The following is a 24,778-nucleotide window of genomic DNA, read 5'->3' on the forward strand; positions in this document are numbered from 1 at the left end:
ACCCCGGGGCCCTCGCGCGGCGAGGAGCGGATGCGGGGAAACGGGCCCGCTCGTGGGAAACTGGGGCGAGGCGCGGATCAGCGTCGGGTCCCGTGCTCGGACCCGCTCGGCATCCCCGCGCCTGCCGAAAGCACCCGTTGACGAGCGGCGCCGCTCCCCGCGCCAGGAAAGGATGCCCGTGGCCCCCCAGGCAGCCCACGCCCCGCAGCCCGCGGCGACGGACCCCGCGGTCCTGCGCAACTTCTGCATCATCGCGCACATCGACCACGGCAAGTCCACGCTGGCCGACCGCATGCTGCAGGCCACCGGCGTCGTGACCCCGCGGGAGATGAAGGCGCAGTACCTGGACCGGATGGACATCGAGCGCGAACGCGGCATCACCATCAAATCCCAGGCGGTGCGCATGCCCTGGGAGGTGGACGGCACCGCCTACGCCCTGAACATGATCGACACCCCCGGGCACGTGGACTTCACCTACGAGGTCTCCCGCTCCCTGGCCGCCTGCGAGGGCGCCCTGCTGCTGGTGGACGCCGCCCAGGGGATCGAAGCCCAGACCCTGGCGAACCTGTACCTGGCCATGGAGAACGACCTCACCATCATCCCGGTGCTGAACAAGATCGACCTGCCGGCCGCCCAGCCGGAGAAGTACGCCGAGGAGCTGGCCAACCTCATCGGAGTGGAGCCGGAGGACGTGCTGAAGGTCTCCGGCAAGACCGGCGAGGGCGTGCCGGAGCTGCTGGACCGGATCGTGCGCGACCTGCCCGCCCCCCAGGGTCGGCCCGACGCCGCGCCGCGGGCCATGATCTTCGACTCCGTCTACGACTCCTACCGGGGCGTGGTCACCTACGTGCGCGTCGTGGACGGGCGGCTCACCCCGCGCCAGAAGATCCAGATGATGTCCACCGGCGCCGAGCACGAGCTGCTGGAGATCGGGGTGATCTCCCCGGAGCCCAAGCCCACCGAGGGCCTCGGCGTCGGGGAGGTCGGGTACCTGATCACCGGCGTGAAGGACGTGCGCCAGTCCCGCGTCGGGGACACCGTCACGGACGCGAAGAAGCCGGCCGAGCAGAACCTCGGCGGCTACGAGGACCCCAAGCCCATGGTCTTCTCCGGGCTGTTCCCCATCGACGGCTCGGACTACCCCGTCCTGCGCGACGCCCTGGACAAGCTCAAGCTCAACGACGCCGCCCTGGTCTACGAACCGGAGACCTCCGCGGCCCTGGGCTTCGGCTTCCGCTGCGGCTTCCTGGGGCTGCTGCACCTGGAGATCGTGCGCGAGCGCCTGGAGCGGGAGTTCGACCTGGACCTGATCTCCACCGCGCCGAACGTCATCTACGACGTCGTCGCCGAGGACGGCACCTCGATGCGGGTGACCAATCCCTCCGAGTTCCCCGAGGGCAAGATCGCGGTGATCGAGGAGCCGATGGTGGCCTGCACGATCATCGTGCCCAGCGAGTTCATCGGCGCGGTTATGGAGCTGTGCCAGTCCCGGCGCGGGCAGATGGGCGGGATGGACTACCTCTCCCAGGACCGCGTGGAGCTGCGCTACCGGATGCCGCTGGCGGAGATCGTCTTCGACTTCTTCGACCAGCTGAAGTCCCGCACCCGCGGCTACGCCTCCCTGGACTGGAAGCTGGACGGGACCCAGGAGGCCGACCTGGTCAAGGTGGACATCCTGCTGCAGGGGGAGCGGGTGGACGCCTTCTCCGCGGTGACCCACCGGGACAACGCCTACTCCTACGGCACGGCGATGGCCGCGAAGCTGCGGGAGCTGATCCCGCGCCAGCAGTTCGAGGTGCCCATCCAGGCGGCCATCGGTTCGCGGATCATCGCCCGGGAGAACATCCGGGCCATCCGCAAGGACGTGCTGTCCAAGTGCTACGGCGGGGACATCTCCCGCAAGCGCAAGCTGCTGGAGAAGCAGAAGGAGGGCAAGAAGCGGATGAAGATGGTCGGGCGCGTGGAGGTCCCCCAGGAGGCGTTCATCGCCGCCCTGTCCTCCGGGGAGCAGACCAAGGACAAGCCGAAGAAGTGAGCCCGGCCCAGCCCACGGGGGATCCGGCCCCGTCCGACGGCCTGCTGCCGGCCTCTGTGCTCGACGGCGCCGAGCGGCGCAGCCTGAGCCTCTACGTGCACGTGCCGTACTGCTCGGTGCGCTGCGGGTACTGCGACTTCAACACCTACGCCGCCGAGGACTTCGGCGACGGCGTGAACCGGCTCAGCTACGCCGAGGACGCGATCCGCGAGCTGGACCTGGCCGCCGGCGTCCTCACCCGCTCCGGCCTGCCGGCCCGCCCGCTGAGCACGGTGTTCTTCGGCGGGGGCACCCCGACCCGTCTGCCGGCCGAGGACCTGGCGCGGATCCTGCGCGCCGGGATCGAGCGCTTCGGCATCGTCGACGGCGCGGAGGTCACCACCGAGGCCAACCCGGATTCGGTGACCCGCGAGGACCTCGCCCTGCTGAAGGAGGCGGGGTTCACGCGCGTCTCCTTCGGGATGCAGTCCGCGGTGCCGCGGGTGCTGGCCGTGCTGGATCGCACCCACACCCCGGCCAACGTCCCCAAGGTGGTCTCCTGGGCCAGGGAGGTGGGCCTGCAGACCTCGGTGGACCTGATCAGCGGGGCGCCGGGGGAGACCCTGGCGGAATGGGAGACCTCGGTGCGCGCGGCCATCGACTGCGCCCCGGACCACATCTCGGCCTACTCGCTGATCGTGGAGCCGGGCACCAAGCTCGCCGCGCAGATCCGCCGCGGGGAGCTGTCCCCGGTGGACGACGACGCCCAGGCGGACATGTACCTGCTGGCCGACCGCCTGTTCGGGGAGGCCGGGTACTCCTGGTACGAGGTGTCCAACTGGTCCCGCTCCGAGGACACCCGCTCCCGGCACAATCTCGCGTACTGGCGCAACCGGGACTGGTGGGGGATCGGCCCCGGCGCGCACTCGCACATCAACGGCGTGCGCTGGTGGAATCTGAAGCACCCCGTGCCTTACGCCCATCGCGTGCGTCAGGGCCTGTCCCCGGCGGCGGCTCGGGAGCACCTGGATGCGGACACCCGCTACGTCGAGGACGTGATGCTCGCCGCGCGCATCCGGGAGGGCGTCGCGATCGAGGATCTGCGGGGGCCTGGCCGGGAGGCGGTGGGCTGGCTCGAGGGCCAGGGGCTGATCGAGCCGCAGGCCCGGGCCGAGGGCAGGGTCGTGCTCACGCTGCGTGGGCGGCTGCTGGGGGACGCCGTCGTGCGCACCCTGCTGGGGGACTGAGCCGCAGGGACGTCCTCCAGACGGGGCTCGGGGCGAGCCGACCCCGGGGTTCGACGTCGGGGTCCCGGATCCGAGCCCGGTCGGGATCAGCCGCGGCGGGCGGAGATCCGATCCAGCAGCCGGGTGTTGAAGCGGTACTGGTAGGGGTTGCCCCGGTTCACGTGCACCCCGGCCACCAGGGAGGACAGCGCGAGGAAGACCCAGACCACGGCCGCGATGAGGCCGAACAGCCACCCGATGGCGGGCACGGGGGACAGGGCCACGCAGACCACGATCAGCACGCTCGGCAGGAGGGTGAAGTTCAGGGCCTCCCGGGACTCCTGGGCCGTGAAGCGACCCCGGGCGCGCAGGGTCAGGTAGATCAGGCCGGAGGGGATGCACCCCACCACCCCGCCGAAGTGGGCGAGGGTGGCCATCGTGCGGTCATCCTTGACGCTCAGCGGCTGCGGCATCGCATTGGTCCCCTCGAAGGGAGGAGTCTGCTCGGTGGTGGAAGTGGTCCCCAAAACTTCTCGCTTCATCCTGTCTCGTCAGCGGCCGCGCGGGTCGTGCGGGCATCGCCTCCAGCTTACCGGGCCCGAACCGGCGACGGCGGAGGCCGGGATCACCCATGGCGAAGATCACATGAGGCGGTGGGGGTCAGGGGTGATCGGTGAGGAAGTCGATGATGTGCTCCACGGGACCGAGGATCCCGGGATTCAGGTCCGTGTAGCTGTTCACCCCGGCCAGGATCCGGCGCCAGGCCCGGCCGCGCTCGGCCGCGCTGGCATGGGGCCACCCGATCCGCCGAAGCACGCCGGTCTTCCAGTCCTCCCCCCGCGGGACCTGCGGCCAGGCGGAAAGCCCCACGGCGCGCGGGCGCACCGACTCCCAGACGTCCACGTAGGGGTGGCCCACGAACAGCACGTGCTCGCGGGCCCCGGGCAGGCCCAGAGCCTGCTCGGCCAGACGGGACTCCTTGGAGCCGGGCACCAGGTGATCGGCCAGCACCCCCAGGCGTCGGCCCGGACCCGGCTGGAAGTCGCGGATGATCTGCTCGACGTGATCCAGTCCGTGCATCGGCTCCACCACGATCCCCTCGACCCGCAGGTCATCGCCCCAGACCTTCTCCACCAGCTCGGCGTCGTGCACCCCCTCGACCAGCATCCGCGAGGCCCGCGCCGTGCGGGCCGGGGCCTGGGGGAGGGCGACCGAGCCCGACCGGGTCCGGCCGGGGCCACTGGGGGCGGGACGCGAGGCCGGGGGGACCAGGCGCACGGGGCGGCCCTCGTACAGGAAGCCGTAGCCCAGGGGGAAGGCCCGCACCGCGCCGTGGCGGTCCTCCAGGCTGACCACCCGCTGCCCGCCGATGGTCTCCAGGCGCACCGCGGCCCCGACCCAGCCGGTCTCCAGCTCCTCCAGGACCATCCCGGCGCGCACCGGCAGGTCCTCGGTGCGCGGGCCGCGGCGGGCGGCGGAGAGCTCCTCGAGGGACTGCGGCCCCCAGTCCTGTGTGTGCATCCTCGTCGCTCCTCCCTCGGCGGCCCGGTCGGCGATCTGCGACCGGCGGATCATCCCGACGTCGGCGGCCGGCGCGCTCCGGACCCGGCCCGCGCTTTCCTCGATGACGGCACGGGCGTAGGATTAGCACTCGGACCACCCGAGTGCCAGATCGGCCCGCGCCGTGCGCCCCCGACTCTAGCGCCGCCGCCGGTCCCCGGCACACCGCGGATCCCTCCCGATCCGCCCCCCCCGTGCCGCAAAGCCCCGCCGTCCCCGGCAGAACCCAGGAGCCAGACCGTGAACCATCTGCGCCGCCTCGAGGTGCTCAGCGCCATCGTGGAGGACTACGTGCATTCGCGGGAGCCGGTGGGATCCAAGGCCCTCGTCGAGCGGCACCGGCTCGGCGTCTCCAGCGCGACGGTGCGCAACGACATGGCCGCCCTGGAGGATGAGGGCCTGATCGCCGCCCCGCACGCCAGCGCCGGGCGCATCCCCACGGACAAGGGCTACCGCGCCTTCGTGGACCGCATCGACGCCGTGCGGCCGCTGACCCCGGCCCAGCGCCGGGTCATCGTCGAGTTCCTCGGCTCCTCCCACGATCTCGACGAGGTCATGGCCCGCACGGTGCGCCTGCTCTCGCAGCTGACCCACCAGGTCGCCGTCGTGCGCTATCCCCGGCGCACCGGGGAGCGGGTCCGGCACCTGGACCTGGTGCCCCTGGAGCCGGACACGGCCCTGCTGATCCTCATCACCAGCCGCGGGCGCGTGCTGCAGCAGCCGGTGCCCCTGCCCGTCGACGCCGGGCACGCGGGGGAGGACCTCGCCCTGCTGCGCACCCGCCTGCTGGAGGAGCTGGTCGAGGCCCCGCTGGATGCGGCTGCGGCCCGCGCCGACACCGTGCTCGCCACCCTGCCGCCCGGGGCGCGCGAGGCCGGGGCGCGGGTGATGGCGGGCCTGGCGGGCCTGGCCGACGGCGGCGCGCAGGACCGGCTGCTGATGGCCGGGACCAGCTACCTCGCCCAGTCCACCCGGGACTTCCGCAGCAGCATCGCCCCGATCCTGGATGCGCTGGAGGAGCAGGTCGTTATGCTGCGCCTGCTCTCGGAGCTCGGGGAGGAGCACCCCGGAGCCACCGGCGTCTCGGTGCGCATCGGCGCCGAGAACGCCGCGACCCCCCTGGCCGACGCCTCGGTCGTGGCCAGCGGGTACGGTCCGGCCGGCAGCGCCCAGCTGGGCGTGGTCGGACCGACCCGCATGGACTACCCCGAGACCATGGCCGCTGTGCGGGCCGTGGCCCGCTACCTCTCGCGCCTGCTGCGCGAGGACCAGCCCTGACCCGCACCCGACCCTGACCATCGACCCCGCCACGCGGTGAGCACACCGCGAGAAGAAGGAACGAGCACACCGTGAGCAGCCACTACGAAACCCTCGGCGTCTCCCGCGACGCCAGCCCCGAGGAGATCAAGAAGGCCTACCGGAAGAAGGCCCGCACCCTGCATCCCGACGTCAACCCCTCCCCGGAGGCCGCCGAGGAGTTCAAGCGCGTCTCCCACGCCCACGACGTCCTCTCCGACCCGGAGAAGCGCCGGATCTACGACGCGACCGGCAACGAGAACGGCACCGCCGGCGGCTTCGGCGGTGGCGGCGGATTCCCCGGCGGGGGCTTCGGCTTCTCCGACATCTTCGAGACCTTCTTCAACGGCGCCCAGTCCTCCCGCGGCCCGGCCAGCCGGGCCCGGCAGGGCCAGGACGCCCTGATCACCGTGCGCATCGACCTGCGCGAGGCCGTGTTCGGCGCCGAGAAGGAGGTCATGGTCGACACCGCCGTGACCTGCCCGGAGTGCTCCGGGAAGGGCACCCAGGACGGCACGGAGCCGGAGACCTGCGAGGTCTGCCACGGGCGCGGGCAGGTCCAGCGCCAGGTCCAGTCCATCCTCGGCAACGTGGTGACCACCGCCGAGTGCCCGCACTGCCACGGCTTCGGCACCGTCATCAAGCACCCCTGCCAGGAGTGCTACGGCGAGGGCCGGGTGCGCCAGCGCCGGCCGCTGACCGTGAAGATCCCGGCCGGGGTGTCCACCGGCACCCGCATCCGGCTGTCCGGGCAGGGCGAGGCCGGCACGGGCGGGGGACCCAACGGCGATCTCTACGTGGAGATCCGGGTCAGCCCGGACGAGGTCTTCACCCGGGAGGGAGACGACCTGCACGCCAGCATCACCGTCCCGATGACCGCGGCCGCCCTGGGCACCTCGGTCACCCTGGAGACCTTCGACGGACCGCGCGAGGTCACCGTGGAGCCGGGCACCCAGAACGGGCAGACCGTGACCCTGCGCGGCCTGGGCGCGACCCGCCTGCGCGGCAGCGGCCGCGGCGACGTGATCGCGCACCTGCAGGTCACGACCCCGACCCGCCTGAACGACGAGCAGCGCGAGCTGCTGCGGAAGCTGGCCCAGCTGCGCGGGGAGGACGACGGCGCCGGGCAGACCGTGCAGCGCGGCTCCGGGCAGGGCTTCTTCTCCCGGCTGCGCGACCGCTTCCAGGACTGACCCCGCCACCGCACAGGAGCCGCCATGACCCGCCCCGTCTTCCGCGTCCCCACCGATCTCCTGCGCGACGCGCGTTCGGAGGACTCCGTCGAACTGACCGGCCCGGAGGGCCACCACGCCCGCACCGTGCGTCGCCTGGGCCCCGGCGAGGAGCTGGATCTGGTCGACGGGCGCGGGCTGCGCGCCCCCGGCGTCGTCCGGGAGCTGCTGCCCGAGGGCCTGTTGGTGCGCCTGATGGCCGATCCCGCCCCGGAGCCGGTCGGCCGACTCGTGCTGGTCCAGGCCCTGGCCAAGGGGGACCGGGACCTGATGGCCGTGGAGATGGCCACCGAGCTCGGGGTCGCGGCGATCGTGCCGTGGCAGGCCGAGCGCAGCATCGTGCGCTGGAAGGGGGAGCGGGCCGCGCGCTCCCACGCCAAGTGGGAGCGCACCGCGGCGGCGGCCGCCAAGCAGGCCCGGCGCGCCGTCGTGCCCGACGTGCTGCCGCTGGCCGATCTGGAGGCCCTGCTCGGGCAGGTGGGCCCCGAGGACCTGGTGCTCGTGCTGCACGAGCAGGCCCGGAACCCGCTGAGCCGGGAGGTGCCCGCCCGCCTGCCGGATCCGCAGGGCCGGGGCCGGGTCCTGCTCGTCGTGGGTCCGGAGGGCGGGATCTCGCCGGAGGAGACGCGCCGGCTCGTCGCGGCCGGCGCGCACCCGGTGCGCCTGGGCCCGGAGGTGCTGCGCACCTCCACGGCCGGGGCCGCCGCCCTGGCCGTGCTGCAGGTCCTGTCCGGGCACTGGTCCCAGCTCGGCCCGGGGTCCGAGGGCGCCGATCCCGACGGGACGGATCCCCTGACCCCCGATCCCGACGAACCCGCCGCATCCTCCTGAGGATCCCTCCCGCCGGACCCCGGGCGCAGACGAGCCCGGGGGCGGGCGGGTAGGCTGGGATGGAGCATCCCGCCCCCGCGCACGCCCACCGTCGAAAGGCTCTCCGCCGCCGTGCTCTCCGATTCGCCGACCGGCGATTCCCGCCCGCTGTCCGTCTCCCGCACGTATGCCTTCGCCTCGCGCGAGGCGATGATCGGGGCCTTGGGCCCCCAGGACTCCTCGCTGCTGGTCATCGAACAGGCCTTCCCCGACGTGTCCCTGCACCTGCGCGGCCTGGAGGTCGGGGTCAGCGGTCCCTCCGCCCAGGTGCAGCTGGTGTTGCGTCTGCTCGAGGAGCTGGAGGCCCTGGCCCGGCAGGACACCCGCATCACCGTGCAGACCGTCCAGCGGCTCACGGACCTGCTCGTGCGCAACATGGCCCAGGCCGCGCCGAGCCTGACGAAGAACATCCTCTCCAGCCGGGGCCGGAAGATCCGCCCCAAGACCGTCAACCAGTCCGCGTACGTCGAGGCGATCGACGCGAACACGGTCGTGTTCGGCATCGGCCCGGCCGGCACCGGCAAGACCTACCTGGCGATGGCCAAGGCCGTGCAGGCCCTGCAGGCCAAGGAGGTCAACCGGATCATCCTGACCCGCCCGGCGGTGGAGGCGGGGGAGTCCCTGGGCTTCCTGCCCGGCAGCCTCAACGAGAAGATCGACCCGTACCTGCGTCCCCTCTACGACGCCCTGCACGACATGATGGACCCGGATTCCATCCCCCGGCTCATGGAGGCCGGGACCATCGAGGTCGCGCCGCTGGCCTACATGCGCGGGCGCACCCTCAACGACGCCTTCGTGATCCTCGACGAGGCGCAGAACACCACCGCGGAGCAGATGAAGATGTTCCTGACCCGCCTGGGCTTCGGCTCCAAGATGGTCATCACCGGGGACGTCACCCAGGTGGATCTGCCCCGGGGGGCCGCCTCGGGGCTGCGGCAGGTGCAGACGATCCTGCGCGATGTGCAGGACGTGCACTTCGCGCGCCTGGAGGCCGTGGACGTCGTGCGCCACCAGCTGGTCAGCGACATCGTCACCGCCTACGGGCGGTGGGAGCAGGATTCCGCCCACGCCCGGGACAAGCGGGCGCGCGACGCCGCCCGGGCGGGTTCCGCGGACTCCCGGAGAGACTCGCGGGACGCCGGGAGCGCCGGGGCGGATGCGGGGGAGCGGGCATGATCCTGGACATCGAGGTCTCCGAGCCGAGCACCGACGCCGAGCGCACGGCCTTCGCGGAGGTGGACCTGGCCCAGCTGCGCGCCCTGGTGGACTTCGCCGGCGCCCGTCTGCACCTGGGGGAGGAGGTCGAGCTGTCCCTGGCCGTGGTCACCGACGAGCAGATGGCCCAGCTGCACCGGCAGTGGATGGATCTGCCCGGGCCCACGGACGTGATGTCCTTCCCGATGGACGAGCTGAGGCCCGGCACCGCCGAGGACCCGGCGGCCGGGGTGCTCGGCGACGTCGTGCTGTGCCCGACGGTGGCCCGGGAGCAGGGTGAGCGCGCGGGGCACGGAACGGCCGATGAGCTGTGCCTGCTCACCGTGCACGGGATCCTGCACTGCCTGGGCTATGACCACGCCGAACCCGAGCAGGAGCGGGAGATGTTCGCTCTGCAGCGGCGGATCCTGGAGGACTTCCTCGGACACCCCGCCCCGGTCGAGACCCGCCACTAGAAGGAGGCCGTCATGAGCACCGTCCTGCTGATCCTCGCCGTCCTCGTCCTGCTGGGCCTGGCCTTCCTGATGACCGCCGCGGAGTCCGCGTTCACCTACCTGCCCCGCCACGAGGCGGAGACCGTCAGCCGGGAGGAGGGGCGGGCCAGCCTGCGTGCGGTGCTGGCCGATCCCCGGCCGCACATGTACGCACTGCGCTTCACCCGCATCGTGGGGGAGTCCGCGGTCAGCGTGATCCTCCTGCTGCTGCTGATGCGGGTGCTGCCCTGGGTCTGGCTGGCGGCGGTGCTGACCGTGCTGCTGGCCTCCCTGGCGGGCTTCGTGCTGGTCGGGGTCGCCCCGCGCCACCTCGGCCGGGCCCATCCGCTGCGGGTGGCCGGTGCCACGGCGAAGCTGCTGCGGGCCCTGACCCGAGGCATGGGGCCCGTGCCCCGCTGGCTGATGCGACTGGGGGCGCGGATCTCCCCGGCCACCGAGGAGAACGCCGGATTCTTCACCGAGGAGGAGCTGCGCGAGTTCGTGGACCGGGCCTCCACCACGGATCTGATCGAGGACAGCGAGGCGGCCATGCTGCACTCGATCTTCGAGCTGGACGACACCCGCATCCGCGCCGTGATGGTGCCGCGCCCGGACATCGTCAGCTTCGAGGCCGAGGACACCCTGGACAACGCCCTGAACCTCTTCCTGAGGTCCGGCTACTCCCGCATCCCCGTGCTGGGCGAGGACGTCGACGACGTGCGCGGCTTCCTGTACCTGAAGGACGTCGCCGAGGCGATGCTCGCGGATCGGGGCCGGGCCCGCGAGCGCGGCGTCGGGCAGCTGCTGCGTCCGGCCAGGTTCGTCCCCGAGTCCCAGAAGGTCTCGGAGCTGCTGCCCCAGATGCAGCGGGAGGGGACCCACATCGCCGTCGTGGTGGACGAGTACGGCGGCACGGCCGGGCTGGTCACGCTGGAGGATCTCATCGAGGAGCTGGTGGGGGAGATCGTGGACGAGTATGATGCCGCGGTCCCGGAGGTCACCGCCGAGGGGGATGCCTACCTGGTCTCGGCCCGGCTGTCGGTGGGGGACCTGGGAAACCTGTTCGACCTGGACCTGGAGGACGACGACGTGGATACGGTCGGGGGGCTGCTGGCCAAGGCCCTGGGGCGGGTGCCGATCGTCGGGTCGGAGGCGCAGATCTACGGGCTGAAGCTGAAGGCCGTTAGGCTCGAAGGACGCCGCAACCGGGTGGGCACGGTCCTGGCCAGCCCCGTCGCCCCGGAGCCGGCCGAGTCCGCCGCCGAGCACGAGGAGTGACCATGGAATTCGCCGCCGTTCCCGAGGGCTTCCGGGCGGGCTTCGCCGTGCTCGTCGGGCGCCCCAATGCCGGGAAGTCCACCCTGACCAACGCCCTGGTGGGTCAGAAGGTGGCCATCACGTCCAACCGTCCGCAGACCACCCGGCACACGATCCGGGGGATCGTGCACCGTCCCGAGCACCAGCTGATCCTCATCGACACCCCGGGGCTGCACCGGCCGCGCACCCTGCTGGGTCAGCGGCTGAACGACCTGGTGGCCGAGACCCTGGCGGAGGTGGACGTCATCGGGTTCTGCCTGCCGGCCGATGAGCGGATCGGTCCCGGGGATCGCTACATCGCCGCGCAGCTGGCCGCGGCCGGGAACCGGCCCGTCGTCGCGATCGTCACGAAGGCGGATGCGGTGCCTCCGCAGCGTCTGGCCGAGCAGCTGCTGGCCGTGCAGGCCCTCGGCGAGGAGACCATGGCCGCCGAGCAGGAGGCCCGCCGGCAGCGTCGGGCCCGACGCCGCGGCTCCGGCGCGGGTGCGCCGAAGGCCGAGTCCGATGCCGGTCGCTCCGGCTGGGCCGACGTCATCCCCGTCTCCGCGGTCAGCGGCTACCAGGTGGAGGCGGTCGCGCAGGTGCTGGGCTCCCACCTGCCGGTCTCCCCGCCGCTGTACCCGGAGGGGGATCTCACGGATGAGCCGGAGGCGGTGATGATCGCCGAGCTGGTGCGCGAGGCGGCCCTGGAGGGGGTCCGGGACGAGCTGCCGCACTCGGTGGCCGTCACGGTCGAGGAGATGGTCGACCGGGAGGGTCGCCCCGCCGAGGACCCGATGGTGGATGTGCACGTGAACCTGTACGTGGAGCGGGAGTCCCAGAAGGCCATCATCATCGGGCGCCGGGGCTCGCGGCTGAAGGAGATCGGCACCAAGGCCCGGGCCGGGATCGAGCCCCTGCTGGGGGCGAAGGTGTACCTGAGCATCCACGTGAAGGTCGCCAAGGACTGGCAGCGCGATCCGCGCGCCCTGGGCCGGCTGGGGTTCTGATCCCGACTCACGGGCGGCATTCAGCCGGGCGTCGTAGAATCGAGCGCGACCCCGGCCTCTTCCCCCAGGAGACTCCGTGCCAGAAACCTCCAGCGCCCCCGAGCAGGACGTCCGCGCCGTGCCCCGCGGTCGGCACTTCCGCAACGACGGACTGGTCTCGCGCAGCGGCCTGTGGGCCGCGCTGTGCTGCATCGCCCTGCTGCTGGTCGTGATGGGCGCCGGCGGCGTCGCGGCCCTGCGGCTGCGGCACAACGTCAGCACCGACGCCCTGAACCTCGGGGGCAGCGAGAACCTCGAGGACGGTCCCCTGGACATCCTGGTGATCGGATCGGACACCCGCGCCGGGGCCAACAGCGCCTACGGCGACGCCGCCGATGCCTCCTCGGGGGCCCGCTCGGATGTGATGATGCTGGTGCAGATCAGTCAGGACCGGCAGAACGTCAGCGTCGTCTCCTTCCCCCGGGACCTGATGGTGGACATCCCGCAGTGCACCAACCAGAAGACGGGGCAGACCTACCCTGAGTCCCCGGACACCCAGATCAACGAATCCCTGGATCACGGCGGGCCGGGGTGCTCGGTGGCCACGATCAACAAGATCACCGGGATCAACATCGACCACTTCATGCTCGTGGACTTCAACGCCGTCAAGCAGCTCAGCTCCGTGGTGGGAGGGGTGCAGGTCTGTGTGGACCAGGCGGTCGATGATCCCTACTCGGGGCTGAAGCTGCCCAAGGGGGAGTCGGAGGTGGAAGGGGAGCAGGCCCTGTCCTTCCTGCGCTCCCGCCACGGCTTCGGCGACGGCTCGGACACCACCCGGATCAAGGCCCAGCAGGCGTTCCTGGCCTCGCTGCTGCGCAAGGTCAAGGCGCAGGGGACCCTGACCAACCCGGGGACGATGTACCGGATCGCGGAGGCGATCACGCAGAACGTGACCGTGGATTCCGGGCTGACCGATCCCAGCACCCTCGTGTCGATCGGCAGCATCTTCGCCGGCGTCGACCTGGACAAGGTGGTCTTCGCGACGGTGCCGAACGAGGCCTATCCGGCCAACCCGAACAAGCTGCAGCTGTCCGACTCCGCGCAGCAGGTCTTCGCGACCCTGCGCAAGGACGGATCCCTGGCGGCGAAGGAGCAGCCCTCCGCCTCCGCCTCCGCGCAGCCCTCCCCGTCGGCGTCGGTGGACCGCTCCGTGCCGGTCTCGGTGATCGATGCGACCGGCACGAGCTCCCAGGGGGAGCACGTGGCCGACCTCGTGGAGAAGCTGGGCTACACGCAGGTCACGCACCAGCAGGCCCAGAACCAGCTGGCCGGCACGACCGTGTACTACAGCACCGGCTATGAGGAGCAGGCGGAGCAGATCGGTCAGGCCCTGGGGGTTGCGGCGGAGCAGATCCAGCCCAGCGAGGCCTACGCCGGGGTCGCGGTGCTGCCCGGGCTGGACTTCACCTCGGGCGACAAGGTCAAGGCCGATGACCAGGAGATCGTCGGCGGCGCCTCCGGGCAGACCGCGCAGGAGTCCCCCTGCCAGCAGGCCTTCGGGTACTAGGCCCGGGCGGCCCGCGCGGTGCGGGAACGCCCGAGCCGGTCCCGGTTCGTCCATTATCTGGACTCCGGGGCGGGCAGGGGGCGTGCGGCGGGGCACGGTGATACGTTGCTGATGTGATGCACACGGCAGTACTCCGACGCCTTAGCCGCCGCAGCGAGGTCAGCTTCCCCTAGGCCGACCCCCTCGCTGCGGAGCCGCCGCCCGCGTCGACCGCCCATCCTGACCCAGGAAGAAGGCGAGTGCCTTGCCCAACCGCCAGCAGCCCTCCCCGATGCCCACCCATCGGTATCGTCCCTATCTCGAGCAGCTGCCCGTGTCCCTGCCGGACCGCACCTGGCCGGACCGGGTCATCACTCAGGCCCCGCGCTGGTGCGCGGTGGACCTGCGCGACGGGAACCAGGCCCTGGCCGATCCGATGGACACCGACCGCAAGCTGGCCATGTTCAAGCTCCTGGTGGCCATGGGCTACAAGGAGATCGAGGTCGGCTTCCCCTCGGCCTCCCAGACGGACTTCGACTTCGTGCGCACCCTCATCGAGGGTCGGCACATCCCCGAGGACGTCACGATCCAGGTGCTGGTCCAGTGCCGGGAGCACCTGATCGAGCGCACCTACGAGGCCATCGAGGGCGCCCCCTCCGCGATCGTGCACTTCTACAACTCCACCTCGGTGCTGCAGCGCCGGGTGGTCTTCCAGGCGGATCAGGACGAGATCCTGGACATCGCCCTGCGCGGGGCCCGGCTGTGCGCCAAGTACGAGGAGCAGCTGGGCAGCGCCGTGCCCATCACCTACGAGTACTCTCCGGAGTCCTACACGGGCACCGAGGTCCAGTACGCGGCCCGGGTCGCCAACGCCGTCGCCGCCGAGCTGGGGGTCGGCGACGGCCGCGAGGTCATCATCAACCTGCCGGCCACCGTAGAGATGGCCACCCCCAACATCTACGCCGACTCCATCGAGTGGATGCACCGGCACCTGGAGCACCGGGAGAACGTGGTGCTGTCCCTGCACCCGCACAACGACCGCGGCACCGGTGTGGCCGCGGCCGAGCTGGGGTACCTGGCCGGGGCCGACCGGATCGAAGGGTGCCTGTTCGGCAACGGCGAGCGCACCGGCAACGTGGACCTGGTGACGCTGGGACTGAACATGCTGACCCAGGGCGTGGATCCGCAGATCGACTTCTCCGACATCGAGCACATCCGCCACACCGTGGAGTACGCGAACCAGCTGCGCGTGCCCGAGCGCACCCCCTACGGCGGGGAGCTGGTCTTCACGGCCTTCTCCGGGTCCCACCAGGACGCCATCAAGAAGGGCTTCGATGCGATGGCCCAGCGGGCGGAGCAGACCGGGCAGGACCCCGCGGACATGGAATGGGCGGTGCCGTACCTGCCGATCGACCCGAAGGACGTCGGGCGCGACTACGAGGCCGTGATCCGGGTGAACTCCCAGTCCGGCAAGGGCGGGATCGCCTACCTGCTGCAGCGGCAGAAGGGCCTGGAGATGCCCAAGCGGGCGCAGGCCGAGTTCTCCGCGCTGGTCCAGGCGCGCACCGACGAGCAGGGCGGGGAGATCACCAGCGTCGCCCTGTGGGAGATCTTCCGGGACGAGTACCTGCCGGCCGAGGAGCCGGGGGCTGCGCGCTGGGGCCGGTTCCGCATCGCCTCGATGACCACCGAGGCCGCAGACACGGGGGACACGACGCTGCGGGTGCGGCTGGAGGCCGGGGGCCGTGTCCTGGAGCGCTCCGGCACCGGCAGCGGCCCGATCGACGCGATGACGCAGATCCTCTCCCGCGAGGGAGTGGATGTGCGCGTGCTGGACTACTCCGAGCACGCGCTGAGCTCGGGGGAGTACGCCCAGGCCGCCAGCTACGTCGAGGCGGCCGTGGGGGATCGGGTGCTGTGGGGCGTGGGCATCGACGCCAACACCACCCGCGCCGGGCTGAAGGCCGTGGTCTCCGCGGTGAACCGCGCGCTGCGCTGAGTTGGGGCGTTCGGATCGGCCCGTGCCGTGGCCGCCGTCGGCCGGGACCCTGCGCTCCCGGCCTCGAGCGGGCTGCCGTGGGAGAATGGAGGCGTGCCTCTGACCGCGATCCCCGCCCGCAGCTCCCGGGACCTGCTGCTGATCCTCGCGACCCACCCCCTGGGGGAGGCCGACCGGATCATCGTGGGTCTCACCGCCCACCACGGGATGCTGCGCGCGGTGGCCAAGGGGGTGCGGCGGGCCTCGTCGAAGATGGGGGCGCGCCTGGAGCCGTTCATGGTCGCGGACGTCTCCTTCGTCTCCGGACGCTCCCTGGCCACGATCACCCAGGCCGTGACCGTCAAGGCCTACTCCGCCCCGCTGGTGGCCGATTGGGACGCGTATCTGGCGGCCAGCGCGATCTGCGAGGTCGCCGACCGCATCGGGCAGGGGGAGCAGGACACGGCCGCGGCGCTGTTCCCCCTCACGGCCGGGGCGCTGTCGGCCCTGGCGCGGCACCTGCACGATCCGCGCGACGTCCTGGACTCCTACCTGCTGCGCGCCCTGGCAGCGGCCGGCTGGTCGGTCAGCACGAACCGCTGCGTGCGCTGCGGGGGTGAGGCGGACCTTCTCGGGTGGTCCGTGCGCGACGGCGGCGCCGTCGGCTCCGGATGCCTGGAGCCGGGGGACCGGCCCCTGCGCGCCGGGGATCTGGACCGCCTCGACGCCCTGGCCCGGGGTGACTGGGCCGCGCTGGACTCGGCGGACGACGATGCCTCGCGTCGTCGGACCGGGCGGCTGGTGCGGGCTTCGGTACAGTGGCACCTGGACCACGCGTTCCGGTCCTTCGATCTGCTGGAAGAAAGGCCTCGATGAATCAGCCGGTGCAGCCCTTCCTCCATCCCAGCGGTCGCACCGCGCCGGACATCCCCCGGCGCTTCGTGCCGCAGCACGTCGCGGTGGTCATGGACGGCAACGGCCGGTGGGCCAACGCCCGCGGTCTGCCGCGCAACGAGGGCCACAAGGCCGGGGAGCAGGCGCTGCTGGACGTCGTGGCCGGGGCCATCGAGATGGGGATCCCGTATGTCAGCGCCTACGCCTTCTCCACGGAGAACTGGAAGCGCTCCCTGGACGAGGTCAGCTTCCTCATGCGCTTCTGCACGGACGTGCTGGAGCGCCAGCTGGAGACCCTGAAGTCCTGGGGGGTGCGCATCCGGTGGGCCGGGCGCAGACCCCGACTGTGGACCTCGGTGATCCGGCAGCTGGAGCAGTGCGAGCGGGAGACCAGAGAGAACACGGTGTGCACGCTGGTGATGTGCGTGAACTACGGGGGCCGCGCCGAGATCGCCGATGCCGCCGCCGCCATCGCCGCCGACGCCGCGGCGGGGCGCCTGAAGCCGGGCTCGGTCACGGAGAAGACCTTCGCCCGGTACCTGGACGAGCCCGAGGTGCCCGACGTCGACCTGTTCCTGCGCACCTCGGGGGAGCAGCGCTTCTCCAACTTCCTCCTGTGGCAGTCGGCCTACGCGGAGATGGTCTTCATGGACGTGCTCTGGCCGGACATGGACCGGCTCGTGCTGTGGCGCGCGGTCGAGGAGTACGCCCGGCGGGACCGACGCTACGGGGCGGCCGTCGACAAGGCTTCAAGCAACACCTGAGATTGAACAACAGACCTTCAACTGCAACCTGAGATATAACGAGCGAGGATGAACATGGTGCGCTTCTACCCGACCTTCTTCCGCGTGGTCTTCTCCGGGATGGATCCCGAACGAGCCCACCGCATCGGCTTCGACGGCATCAAGGCGGCCCGGGCCACCGGCGCCTCCCGGCTCCTGCGGGTCCTGTGCGCCCCCCACCCGCAGCTGCGCACCCGCGCTCTGGGGCTGGACTTCCCGTCGCCCTTCGGTCTGGCCGCCGGCTTCGACAAAGGCGCAACCGGCGTCGCGGCGCTGGCGGATCTGGGGTTCGGGCATGTTGAGGTCGGCACCATCACGGCCCAGGCCCAGCCCGGCAATCCCCGCCCGCGGCTGTTCCGCCTCGTGCGCGACCGCGCCGTGATCAACCGCATGGGCTTCAACAACGACGGCGCCGGGGCCATCGGCCCGCGCCTGGCCGCGGCGCACGCGGACCTGGAGGGGGCTCGGAGCGGACGCCGCGTCCGCCCCGTGATCGGGGTGAACATCGGCAAGACCAAGATCGTGCCCCTGGAGGAGGCCACCGCGGATTACCTGGAGAGCACCCGCACCCTGGCCCCGCAGGCCGATTACCTGGCCGTGAACGTCAGCTCCCCGAACACTCCCGGCCTGCGGGATCTGCAGACCGCGCAGAGCCTCGAGCCGCTGCTGCGCGCGGTCGGGGAGGAGGCGGACCGGGTGGCCGGGCGTCACGTGCCCCTGCTGGTGAAGATCGCCCCGGATCTGGAGGACGAGCAGATCCGGGAGATCGCCGAGCTGGCCGAGCGAGTCGGTCTGGACGGGATCATCGCGGTGAACACCACGATCGCCCGCGAGGGCCTGGGCCTGCGCAGCGACCCCGCGGAGGTGGCCGAGCGCGGCGCGGGCGGGCTCTCCGGCGAGCCCCTGCGTCGACGGGCCCTGGAGGTCCTGGATCTGCTGCGCGGCATCGTCCCGGAGTCCATGGCCGTCGTCTCGGTCGGCGGCGTCACCACGGCCCAGGATGTCTACGAGCGCCTGGAGCACGGGGCGGACCTCGTGCAGGGCTACACCGCGTTCCTCTACGAGGGCCCGTTCTGGGTCCGCCGGATCAACCGCGGCCTGCGCCGGCTGATGGCTCGGCGGGATCCCCGCCGCTCCCGCTGAGGCCGGGATCAGGCGGGGCGCTCCCCGTGGCGGACCTGGGGCTTGGGCAGACGCAGGCGGCGGATCATCATGGCCCGGTTCCACGCGTACCAGGCCGAGCCCTGCTGGACCGTGGTGAACTTCTCGACCAGGCGGGATTTCAGCTTCCGCCACATCAGCCAGGTGTCGATGATCCACACGAGGATCAGGATCCACATGATGTTCACCAGGATGGGCTGCTGGGCCGGCAGGAACATGCTTCCGATGAACAGGATCAGCAGCACGACGATGAAGAAGTCGCCGATGTTGCGCCGGGAATCCACGAAGTCGCGCGCGAAGCGGCGCTGCGGGCCCCGATCGCGCGCGGGCAGATAGCGTTCGTCGCCGGTCTGCATCGCCTGGTTCTGCAGGATCCGCGCCTCGCGGGCGGCCTCGCGGTTGGCTTCCTTGGCCGCCTTGCGATCCTGGGGGACCAGCGGACGACGCCGGGCGGCCTCCTGCTCCTTGCGGCTGGGGGTGGGGCGGCCCTTGCCGGGGGTCGTTCCGCGCCCGCCGTCGTGTGGGCGGGTCGGCGATTCCCGGACGCTCTCCTGGGCGGGATCGGGCCGATCTTCCTGGGCTTTCTTCTTCTTTCCGAACACCCGACCATGGTACCGGTCCGCCGTCCCGGTGCGGCCCGGGCGCACGACCTGCCGGGCGGGCCGGTGGGAAGCCCGCGCGGCGGCCCGGGCCGGTGCATGCGGGGCGGGCGCGGATAGGCTGGAGGGCATGAGCACCGATGCAACACCCCACACGCCCGCCGACCGCCCGCAGGAGCACGCCGCGCTGATGCGCGCGGTGGAGGAGGACTTCCCGCGGATCCTCGAGCAGCTCACCGAGCTGGTCGCCATCCCCTCGATCGCCTGGGAGAGCCACGACCTCAGCCAGGTGTCCCGCAGCGCGGAGGCCGTCGCCGAGCTGGCTCGCCAGGCCGGGCTGGAGCAGGTGGAGATCCTCACCGCCGCCCGCCCGGACGGATCCCAGGGGATGCCCGCCGTCGTCGCCTCCCGACCGGCCGCCCCGGGGTATCCGACCGTCATGCTCTACGCCCACCACGACGTGCAGCCGGTCTCCGATCCGCAGCAGTGGAACACCGAGCCCTTCGTCGCCACCCCGGTGGGCGATCGGCTCTACGGCCGCGGGGCCGCCGATGACAAGGCCGGGGTCATGGTCCATCTGGCCTCGGTGCGCCACCTGATCGACACCCTCGGGGATGACCTGCGCCTGGGCATCACCCTGTTCATCGAGGGGGAGGAGGAGGCGGGCTCGCCCAGCTTCGAGAACTTCCTGGCTCAGTATCGGGACAAGCTGGCCGCGCGGACCATCGTCGTCGCTGATTCGGCGAACTGGCGGGCCGGGGTCCCGGCCCTGACCTCGAGTCTGCGCGGGGTCGTCTCCGGCACGGTCACCGTGCGCACGATGGACCACGCGCTGCACTCGGGGATGTTCGGCGGGCCCCTGCTGGATGCGACCACCGTGATGGTCCGGCTGCTGGCCACCCTGCACGATGCCGACGGCGCGGTCGCCGTCGAGGGCCTCGTGCGCGCGCCGGAGCCGGAGCTGGACTACGACGAGGCCGACTTCCGGGCCGACGCCGGGGTGGCCGAGGAGGCGGCGCTGGCCGGGCGCGGATCCCTCACGTCGCGGCTGTGGGCCCAGCCGGCGCTGTCGGTGATCGGAATGGACGTGACCCCGGTGGAGCACTCCTCCAACACGATGGTCGAGACCTGCCGCGCCCGGGTCAGCCTGCGGCTGGCACCGGGCCAGGACCCGGCCGAGGCCCACCGACTGCTGGAGCGGCACCTGCGCGAGCACGCTCCCGCGGGCGTGCAGGTGACCTACGACGCGGGGGAGGCAGGCAGCCCGTTCGAGGCCGACACCTCCTCGGCCTCGGCCCAGGCCGTGCTCGCCGCGATGGGCGAGGCCTGGGGCGTGCAGCCGGTGCTGACCGGCATGGGCGGCTCCATCCCGTTCGTCGCCTCGCTGACCGAGACCTTCCCGCAGGCCGCGATCCTGATCACCGGCATCGAGGATCCGGACACCCGCGCCCACAGCGCCAACGAGTCCCTGTACGTCCCGGACTTCCGCCGGGCCATCGAGGCGCAGGCGCTGTTCCTGGCGCGGATGAACGAGAACGGCTCCGGGTCCGAGGCCGCCGGGGAATAAACGGAAGGCCCACCGCCGTTGGCCAGAGGTGCACGGCGGACTAGGCTTTCGGAACACGAGGACGGATCCGCCAGATCCCCGATCGGGAAAGGAACACGACCATGAGCGTCGCCACCGAAGAGACTGCCACCGAGATGCCCACCCACGGGGTGACCCTGACCGAGGTCGCCGCCGAGAAGGTCCGCTCCCTGCTCGAGCAGGAGGGCCGCGAGGACCTGCGGCTGCGGGTCGCCGTGCAGCCGGGCGGCTGCTCCGGGCTGATCTACCAGCTGTACTTCGACGAGCGCGTGCTCGATGGCGACGCCGTGCGCGACTTCGACGGCGTCGAGGTCATCGTGGATCGGATGTCCGTGCCGTATCTGGACGGCTCGACCATCGACTTCGAGGACACCATCCAGAAGCAGGGCTTCTCCATCGACAACCCCAACGCCCAGGGCTCCTGCGCCTGCGGGGACTCCTTCCACTGATCCGCCCACGCGGATTCCCGAGCGTAACGTGGCCCGCATCCCCCCTCCCAGGAGGGCGGATGCGGGCCGCGTTCGCGTGCGGCTGCTGCCCCGGGATCACGCGGCGGCGCGGTCCTCGAGACCGGGATGTCGCAGCCGGGCGAGGCGCGCGACACGGGATATCCTGATGACACAGTGTCAGTGCGAACTCGCAGGTGCGGGTAAGCTTCTGAAGAGAAAACCAGGCTAGGGTCGGTCCCGGCTTCCCCTCCGGGAGGCACACCGGACCGCCCCTGCGCCGCATCACACGCATGGATTTAGAGGAAGGGCAGTCTGTGAGTTCGCAGCATCGAACCGGCTCCCGGTGGACCAAGACGCTCGTCGTCGGGGCATCGGCCGCGGCCACCCTGCTGATGACGGGGTGTTCGGACGTCGCGCAGCGAGGCTTCCTGCCGACGGAGCGGGGCACCACCAACCACGTGGACACGATCATGGATCTGTGGATCGGGTCGTGGATCGCGGCGCTGGCCGTGGGCCTGATCACCTGGGGTCTGATGCTGTGGTGCATCATCGCCTACCGGCGTCGCAAGAACGAGACCGGGTACCCCAAGCAGGTGGGCTACCACCTGCCGCTGGAGATCTTCTACACGCTGGTCCCGATCATCCTGATCGTCAGCCTCTTCTCCTTCTCCGATCGCGTCGAGCGCGAGGTGGACGCCCGCTACGACCACCCCGACGTCACCGTCGAGGTCTACGGCAAGCAGTGGGCCTGGGACTTCAACTACGTGGACTCCAACGTGCACACCTCCGGGGCGCAGGCGGACCTGACCGGCAAGGAGGGCGTCGAAGAGAAGCTGGACACCCTCTACCTGCCGGAGCACTCCAAGGTCGAGCTGCAGCTGAAGAGCCGCGACGTCAACCACTCCTTCTGGGTTCCGGCGTTCCTGCAGAAGCTGGACACGATCCCCGGCCAGACCAACTACATGAGCTTCACCACCGGCGGTACGGGGGAGTACCAGGGCAAGTGCGCCGAGCTGTGCGGTGAATACCACTCCGAGATGCTCTTCAAGGTCAAGGTGGTCTCCCAGGAGGACTACCGGAAGCAGATGGAGCTGTTCGCCGACGAGGGTCACCCGCAGAACCACGGGATCCTCGGCGACGAGTACAACCGGAACCCGAACAAGACCAAGACCGACCAGTAGGGAAGCACCGATGTCTACCTTCGAGTATTCAGCGGACCAGACCCAAGTTGCTCCGCGCGCCGTGCCCCGCTCCCGCGGGCGCATCGTCGTCAACTGGCTGACGTCCACCGACCACAAGACCATCGGGTACATGTACCTGATCGCGTCCTTCACCTTCTTCTGCCTCGCCGGCGTGATGGCGCTGATCATGCGCCTGGAGCTGTTCGAGCCGGGGATGCAGATCCTGGAGACCAAGGACCAGTTCAACCAGCTGTTCACGATGCACGGCACCCTGATGCTGCTGATGTTCGGCACGCCCGTGTTCGTCGGGTTCGCCAACGTCATCGTGCCCCTGCAGATCGGCGCGCCCGACGTCGCCTTCCCGCGGCTGAACGCGCTGGCCTTCTGGTTCTTCCTGTTCGGCTCGCTGGTCGCGATCGCCGGGTTCCTCACCCCGCAGGGTGCGGCCTCCTTCGGCTGGTTCGCCTACGCCCCGCTGAACTCCACCACCTACAGCCCCAGCGTGGGCGGCGACCTGTGGGTCTTCGGCCTGGCGCTGCAGGGCTTCGGCACCATCATGGGCGGCGTCAACTTCATCACCACGATCCTGTGCATGCGCGCCCCGGGCATGACCATGTGGCGCACCCCGGTGTTCACCTGGACCACCCTGATCACCGCGATCCTGATCATCATGATCTTCCCGCCGCTGGCCGCGGCGCTGTTCGCCCTGGGGATGGACCGTCGCCTGGGCGGTCACATCTACGACGCCGAGAACGGCGGGCCGATCCTGTGGCAGCACCTGTTCTGGTTCTTCGGGCACCCCGAGGTGTACGTCCTGGCGCTGCCGTTCTTCGGCGTCGTCTCCGAGATCATCCCGGTGTTCTCCCGCAAGCCGATCTTCGGCTACAAGGGCCTGGTGTACGCGACCATCGCGATCGCCGCCCTGTCGGTGACCGTGTGGGCGCACCACATGTACGTGACCGGCGCCGTGATGCTGCCGTTCTTCTCCTTCATGACGATGATGATCGGCGTGCCCACGGGCGTGAAGTTCTTCAACTGGATCGGCACGATGTGGCAGGGTTCGATGACCTTCGAGACGCCGATGCTGTGGGTGTTCGGCTTCCTGCTGACCTTCCTGTTCGGCGGCGTCACCGGCATCATCCTGGCCACCCCGCCGCTGGACTTCCACCTGTCCGACACCTACTTCGTGGTGGCGCACTTCCACTACACGATCTTCGGCACCGTGGTGTTCTGCGCCTTCGCGGCGACCTACTTCTGGTGGCCCAAGTTCACCGGCAAGATGCTGAACGAGCGCCTGGGCAAGATCCACTTCTGGCTGCTGTTCATCGGCTTCCACACGACCTTCCTGATCCAGCACTGGCTGGGTGTGGACGGCATGCCGCGTCGCTACGCGGACTACATGGTCGAGGACGGCTTCACCTGGATGAACCAGATCTCCACGATCGGCTCGATGATCCTGGCGGTGTCGATGATCCCGTTCTTCTGGAACGTGTACATCACCACCCGCTACGGCAAGAAGGTCGAGGTGGACGATCCCTGGGGCTTCGGCGGTTCGCTGGAGTGGGCGACCTCCTGCCCGCCCCCGCGGCACAACTTCACCGCCCTGCCCCGGATCCGCTCCGAGCGCCCCGCGCTGGATCTGCACCATCCGGAACTGTCCACCAACCACGACGTCGCCGCGGCGGCCCGCAAGGCCGCCTCGGTCAGCGCCTAGGGGAGGAGACACGCTATGCGCATCACCGGTCTGATCTTCGGAGGCCTCGCGGTCTTCCTGGTCCCCGTGGCCATCGTCTACGGCTTCATGACGGGCTTCGAGGAGTGGGTCGGATTCCCCGCCCTGCTGCTGACCGCCATCATGTGCGGGTTCCTGGCCTTCTTCATCTTCTTCACGGAGAAGCACCACCCCGATCAGCCGTCGGACAACCTGGACGGTGAGATCGTGGACGCCGCCGGGGACTACGGGTTCTACTCCCCGTGGAGCTGGTGGCCCCTGATGCTGGGCATCGTCTGCGCCATCGCCGTCGTCGGCATGGCCGTGGGCTGGTGGATCCTGGCGATCGCGGCCCCGCTGGCCGTGGTCGGCCTCGTCGGCTGGGTCTACGAGTACAACCGCGGGGCCCACGCCCACTGACACCCCTCCGCCGCGGATCCCCGGTGTGGGGAACCGCGGCCGCCGGGTAGGTACCGGCACGATACGGGAGCGTGCCCCCCCGGGGGGGGGGGGGGGGGGGCCCGCGGGGGGGGGGCGGGGGGGGGTGGGGGGGGGCCCGGGGGGCGGGGGGGGGGGGCCGGCGGCCCCCCCCCCCCGGGGGGCGCGCACCGCGGCGGCGGCCGCCAAGCAGGCCCGGCGCGCCGTCGTGCCCGACGTGCTGCCGCTGGCCGATCTGGAGGCCCTGCTCGGGCAGGTGGGCCCCGAGGACCTGGTGCTCGTG

Annotated in this window: 22 protein-coding genes; 19 read left to right on the forward strand and 3 right to left on the reverse strand. The window is 71.1% G+C overall.

The window, feature by feature from the left end:
• Positions 1-172: 172 nt before the first annotated feature.
• Positions 173-2,035 carry a translation elongation factor 4 gene (lepA, locus tag NQ707_RS08895; RefSeq protein ID WP_174520372.1) on the forward strand — a complete coding sequence of 621 codons (1,863 nt, stop codon included), beginning with the start codon at positions 173-175 and terminating at the stop codon, positions 2,033-2,035.
• Complete coding sequence (gene hemW / locus NQ707_RS08900; RefSeq protein WP_058731235.1) at positions 2,032-3,261, forward strand: radical SAM family heme chaperone HemW; 1,230 nt, start codon at positions 2,032-2,034, stop codon at positions 3,259-3,261. Before lepA ends, hemW begins: the two co-directional genes overlap by 4 nt.
• 86 nt (positions 3,262-3,347) lie before the next feature.
• On the opposite strand, the gene NQ707_RS08905 is transcribed toward hemW, so the two are convergent.
• Together NQ707_RS08905 and NQ707_RS08910 are read right to left on the reverse strand one after the other, a co-directional pair.
• Positions 3,348-3,767 (reverse strand): DUF4870 domain-containing protein, encoded by a 420-nt coding sequence (locus NQ707_RS08905; RefSeq protein ID WP_224799492.1) that lies wholly within the window; start codon positions 3,765-3,767, stop codon positions 3,348-3,350.
• 133 nt (positions 3,768-3,900) lie between these two features.
• Positions 3,901-4,761, reverse strand: a complete 861-nt coding sequence (locus tag NQ707_RS08910) for a DUF3097 family protein (protein ID WP_404435504.1) — start codon at positions 4,759-4,761, stop codon at positions 3,901-3,903.
• A 279-nt stretch (positions 4,762-5,040) separates the two neighbouring features.
• On the opposite strand from NQ707_RS08910, the gene hrcA reads away from it, so the two are divergent.
• From hrcA to NQ707_RS08970, 12 genes are all read left to right on the forward strand, one after another.
• Positions 5,041-6,078, forward strand: coding sequence for a heat-inducible transcriptional repressor HrcA (gene hrcA / locus NQ707_RS08915; RefSeq protein ID WP_058743675.1), 1,038 nt, complete (start codon positions 5,041-5,043; stop codon positions 6,076-6,078).
• Positions 6,079-6,149: 71 nt separating this feature from the next.
• A complete protein-coding gene (gene dnaJ / locus NQ707_RS08920) occupies positions 6,150-7,289 on the forward strand; it encodes a molecular chaperone DnaJ (protein WP_058730854.1) in 1,140 nt (379 codons plus the stop codon).
• Positions 7,290-7,313: 24 nt separating this feature from the next.
• Positions 7,314-8,159, forward strand: coding sequence for a 16S rRNA (uracil(1498)-N(3))-methyltransferase (locus tag NQ707_RS08925; protein ID WP_064725342.1), 846 nt, complete (start codon positions 7,314-7,316; stop codon positions 8,157-8,159).
• A gap of 189 nt (positions 8,160-8,348) precedes the next feature.
• Positions 8,349-9,374: a PhoH family protein gene (locus NQ707_RS08930; protein ID WP_081046166.1), complete on the forward strand. Its 1,026-nt coding sequence runs from the start codon at positions 8,349-8,351 to the stop codon at positions 9,372-9,374.
• Positions 9,371-9,868: an rRNA maturation RNase YbeY gene (gene ybeY / locus NQ707_RS08935; RefSeq protein WP_058730855.1), complete on the forward strand. Its 498-nt coding sequence runs from the start codon at positions 9,371-9,373 to the stop codon at positions 9,866-9,868. Before NQ707_RS08930 ends, ybeY begins: the two co-directional genes overlap by 4 nt.
• A gap of 12 nt (positions 9,869-9,880) precedes the next feature.
• Positions 9,881-11,164 (forward strand): hemolysin family protein, encoded by a 1,284-nt coding sequence (locus tag NQ707_RS08940; RefSeq protein ID WP_058730856.1) that lies wholly within the window; start codon positions 9,881-9,883, stop codon positions 11,162-11,164.
• Between the two features lie 2 nt (positions 11,165-11,166).
• Positions 11,167-12,192 (forward strand): GTPase Era, encoded by a 1,026-nt coding sequence (locus tag NQ707_RS08945; protein ID WP_058730857.1) that lies wholly within the window; start codon positions 11,167-11,169, stop codon positions 12,190-12,192.
• Positions 12,193-12,268: 76 nt separating this feature from the next.
• Entirely contained in the window at positions 12,269-13,738 is a 1,470-nt protein-coding gene (locus NQ707_RS08950; protein ID WP_099049732.1) for an LCP family protein, read from the forward strand.
• 244 nt (positions 13,739-13,982) lie between these two features.
• Positions 13,983-15,716 carry a 2-isopropylmalate synthase gene (gene leuA, locus NQ707_RS08955; RefSeq protein ID WP_058730858.1) on the forward strand — a complete coding sequence of 578 codons (1,734 nt, stop codon included), beginning with the start codon at positions 13,983-13,985 and terminating at the stop codon, positions 15,714-15,716.
• A 93-nt stretch (positions 15,717-15,809) separates the two neighbouring features.
• Positions 15,810-16,571: a DNA repair protein RecO gene (gene recO / locus NQ707_RS08960; RefSeq protein WP_064725341.1), complete on the forward strand. Its 762-nt coding sequence runs from the start codon at positions 15,810-15,812 to the stop codon at positions 16,569-16,571.
• Entirely contained in the window at positions 16,568-17,353 is a 786-nt protein-coding gene (locus NQ707_RS08965) for an isoprenyl transferase (RefSeq protein ID WP_058730859.1), read from the forward strand. Before recO ends, NQ707_RS08965 begins: the two co-directional genes overlap by 4 nt.
• Before the next feature lie 57 nt (positions 17,354-17,410).
• Complete coding sequence (locus tag NQ707_RS08970) at positions 17,411-18,514, forward strand: quinone-dependent dihydroorotate dehydrogenase (protein ID WP_058730883.1); 1,104 nt, start codon at positions 17,411-17,413, stop codon at positions 18,512-18,514.
• Positions 18,515-18,522: 8 nt separating this feature from the next.
• On the opposite strand, the gene NQ707_RS08975 is transcribed toward NQ707_RS08970, so the two are convergent.
• Complete coding sequence (locus NQ707_RS08975) at positions 18,523-19,134, reverse strand: DUF3043 domain-containing protein (protein ID WP_058730860.1); 612 nt, start codon at positions 19,132-19,134, stop codon at positions 18,523-18,525.
• Positions 19,135-19,261: 127 nt separating this feature from the next.
• On the opposite strand from NQ707_RS08975, the gene NQ707_RS08980 reads away from it, so the two are divergent.
• From NQ707_RS08980 to NQ707_RS09000, 5 genes are all read left to right on the forward strand, one after another.
• Complete coding sequence (locus NQ707_RS08980) at positions 19,262-20,698, forward strand: dipeptidase (protein WP_058730861.1); 1,437 nt, start codon at positions 19,262-19,264, stop codon at positions 20,696-20,698.
• A gap of 101 nt (positions 20,699-20,799) precedes the next feature.
• Positions 20,800-21,165: an iron-sulfur cluster assembly accessory protein gene (locus tag NQ707_RS08985; RefSeq protein ID WP_058730862.1), complete on the forward strand. Its 366-nt coding sequence runs from the start codon at positions 20,800-20,802 to the stop codon at positions 21,163-21,165.
• A gap of 314 nt (positions 21,166-21,479) precedes the next feature.
• Positions 21,480-22,346 carry a cytochrome c oxidase subunit II gene (gene coxB, locus NQ707_RS08990; protein ID WP_404435511.1) on the forward strand — a complete coding sequence of 289 codons (867 nt, stop codon included), beginning with the start codon at positions 21,480-21,482 and terminating at the stop codon, positions 22,344-22,346.
• 10 nt (positions 22,347-22,356) lie between these two features.
• Positions 22,357-24,060, forward strand: coding sequence for a cytochrome c oxidase subunit I (gene ctaD, locus NQ707_RS08995; protein ID WP_061225509.1), 1,704 nt, complete (start codon positions 22,357-22,359; stop codon positions 24,058-24,060).
• Positions 24,061-24,075: 15 nt separating this feature from the next.
• Positions 24,076-24,477, forward strand: a complete 402-nt coding sequence (locus tag NQ707_RS09000) for a cytochrome c oxidase subunit 4 (RefSeq protein WP_058730865.1) — start codon at positions 24,076-24,078, stop codon at positions 24,475-24,477.
• Positions 24,478-24,778: the final 301 nt, after the last annotated feature.

Origin of the sequence: Rothia sp. BD8 (assembly GCF_044878465.1) — a bacterium.
Lineage (GTDB): Bacteria > Actinomycetota > Actinomycetes > Actinomycetales > Micrococcaceae > Rothia > Rothia kristinae.

Coding starts and splice junctions, on each gene's coding strand:
- NQ707_RS08925 (WP_064725342.1), top strand. CDS start 7,314: ATGACCCGCCCCGTCTTCCGCGTCCCCACCGATCTCCTGCGCGACGCG.
- ctaD (WP_061225509.1), top strand. CDS start 22,357: ATGTCTACCTTCGAGTATTCAGCGGACCAGACCCAAGTTGCTCCGCGC.
- NQ707_RS09000 (WP_058730865.1), top strand. CDS start 24,076: ATGCGCATCACCGGTCTGATCTTCGGAGGCCTCGCGGTCTTCCTGGTC.
- ybeY (WP_058730855.1), top strand. CDS start 9,371: ATGATCCTGGACATCGAGGTCTCCGAGCCGAGCACCGACGCCGAGCGC.
- NQ707_RS08985 (WP_058730862.1), top strand. CDS start 20,800: ATGAGCGTCGCCACCGAAGAGACTGCCACCGAGATGCCCACCCACGGG.
- NQ707_RS08965 (WP_058730859.1), top strand. CDS start 16,568: ATGAATCAGCCGGTGCAGCCCTTCCTCCATCCCAGCGGTCGCACCGCG.
- NQ707_RS08980 (WP_058730861.1), top strand. CDS start 19,262: ATGAGCACCGATGCAACACCCCACACGCCCGCCGACCGCCCGCAGGAG.
- lepA (WP_174520372.1), top strand. CDS start 173: ATGCCCGTGGCCCCCCAGGCAGCCCACGCCCCGCAGCCCGCGGCGACG.
- NQ707_RS08910 (WP_404435504.1), bottom strand. CDS start 4,761: ATGCACACACAGGACTGGGGGCCGCAGTCCCTCGAGGAGCTCTCCGCC.
- NQ707_RS08945 (WP_058730857.1), top strand. CDS start 11,167: ATGGAATTCGCCGCCGTTCCCGAGGGCTTCCGGGCGGGCTTCGCCGTG.
- NQ707_RS08930 (WP_081046166.1), top strand. CDS start 8,349: ATGATCGGGGCCTTGGGCCCCCAGGACTCCTCGCTGCTGGTCATCGAA.
- NQ707_RS08940 (WP_058730856.1), top strand. CDS start 9,881: ATGAGCACCGTCCTGCTGATCCTCGCCGTCCTCGTCCTGCTGGGCCTG.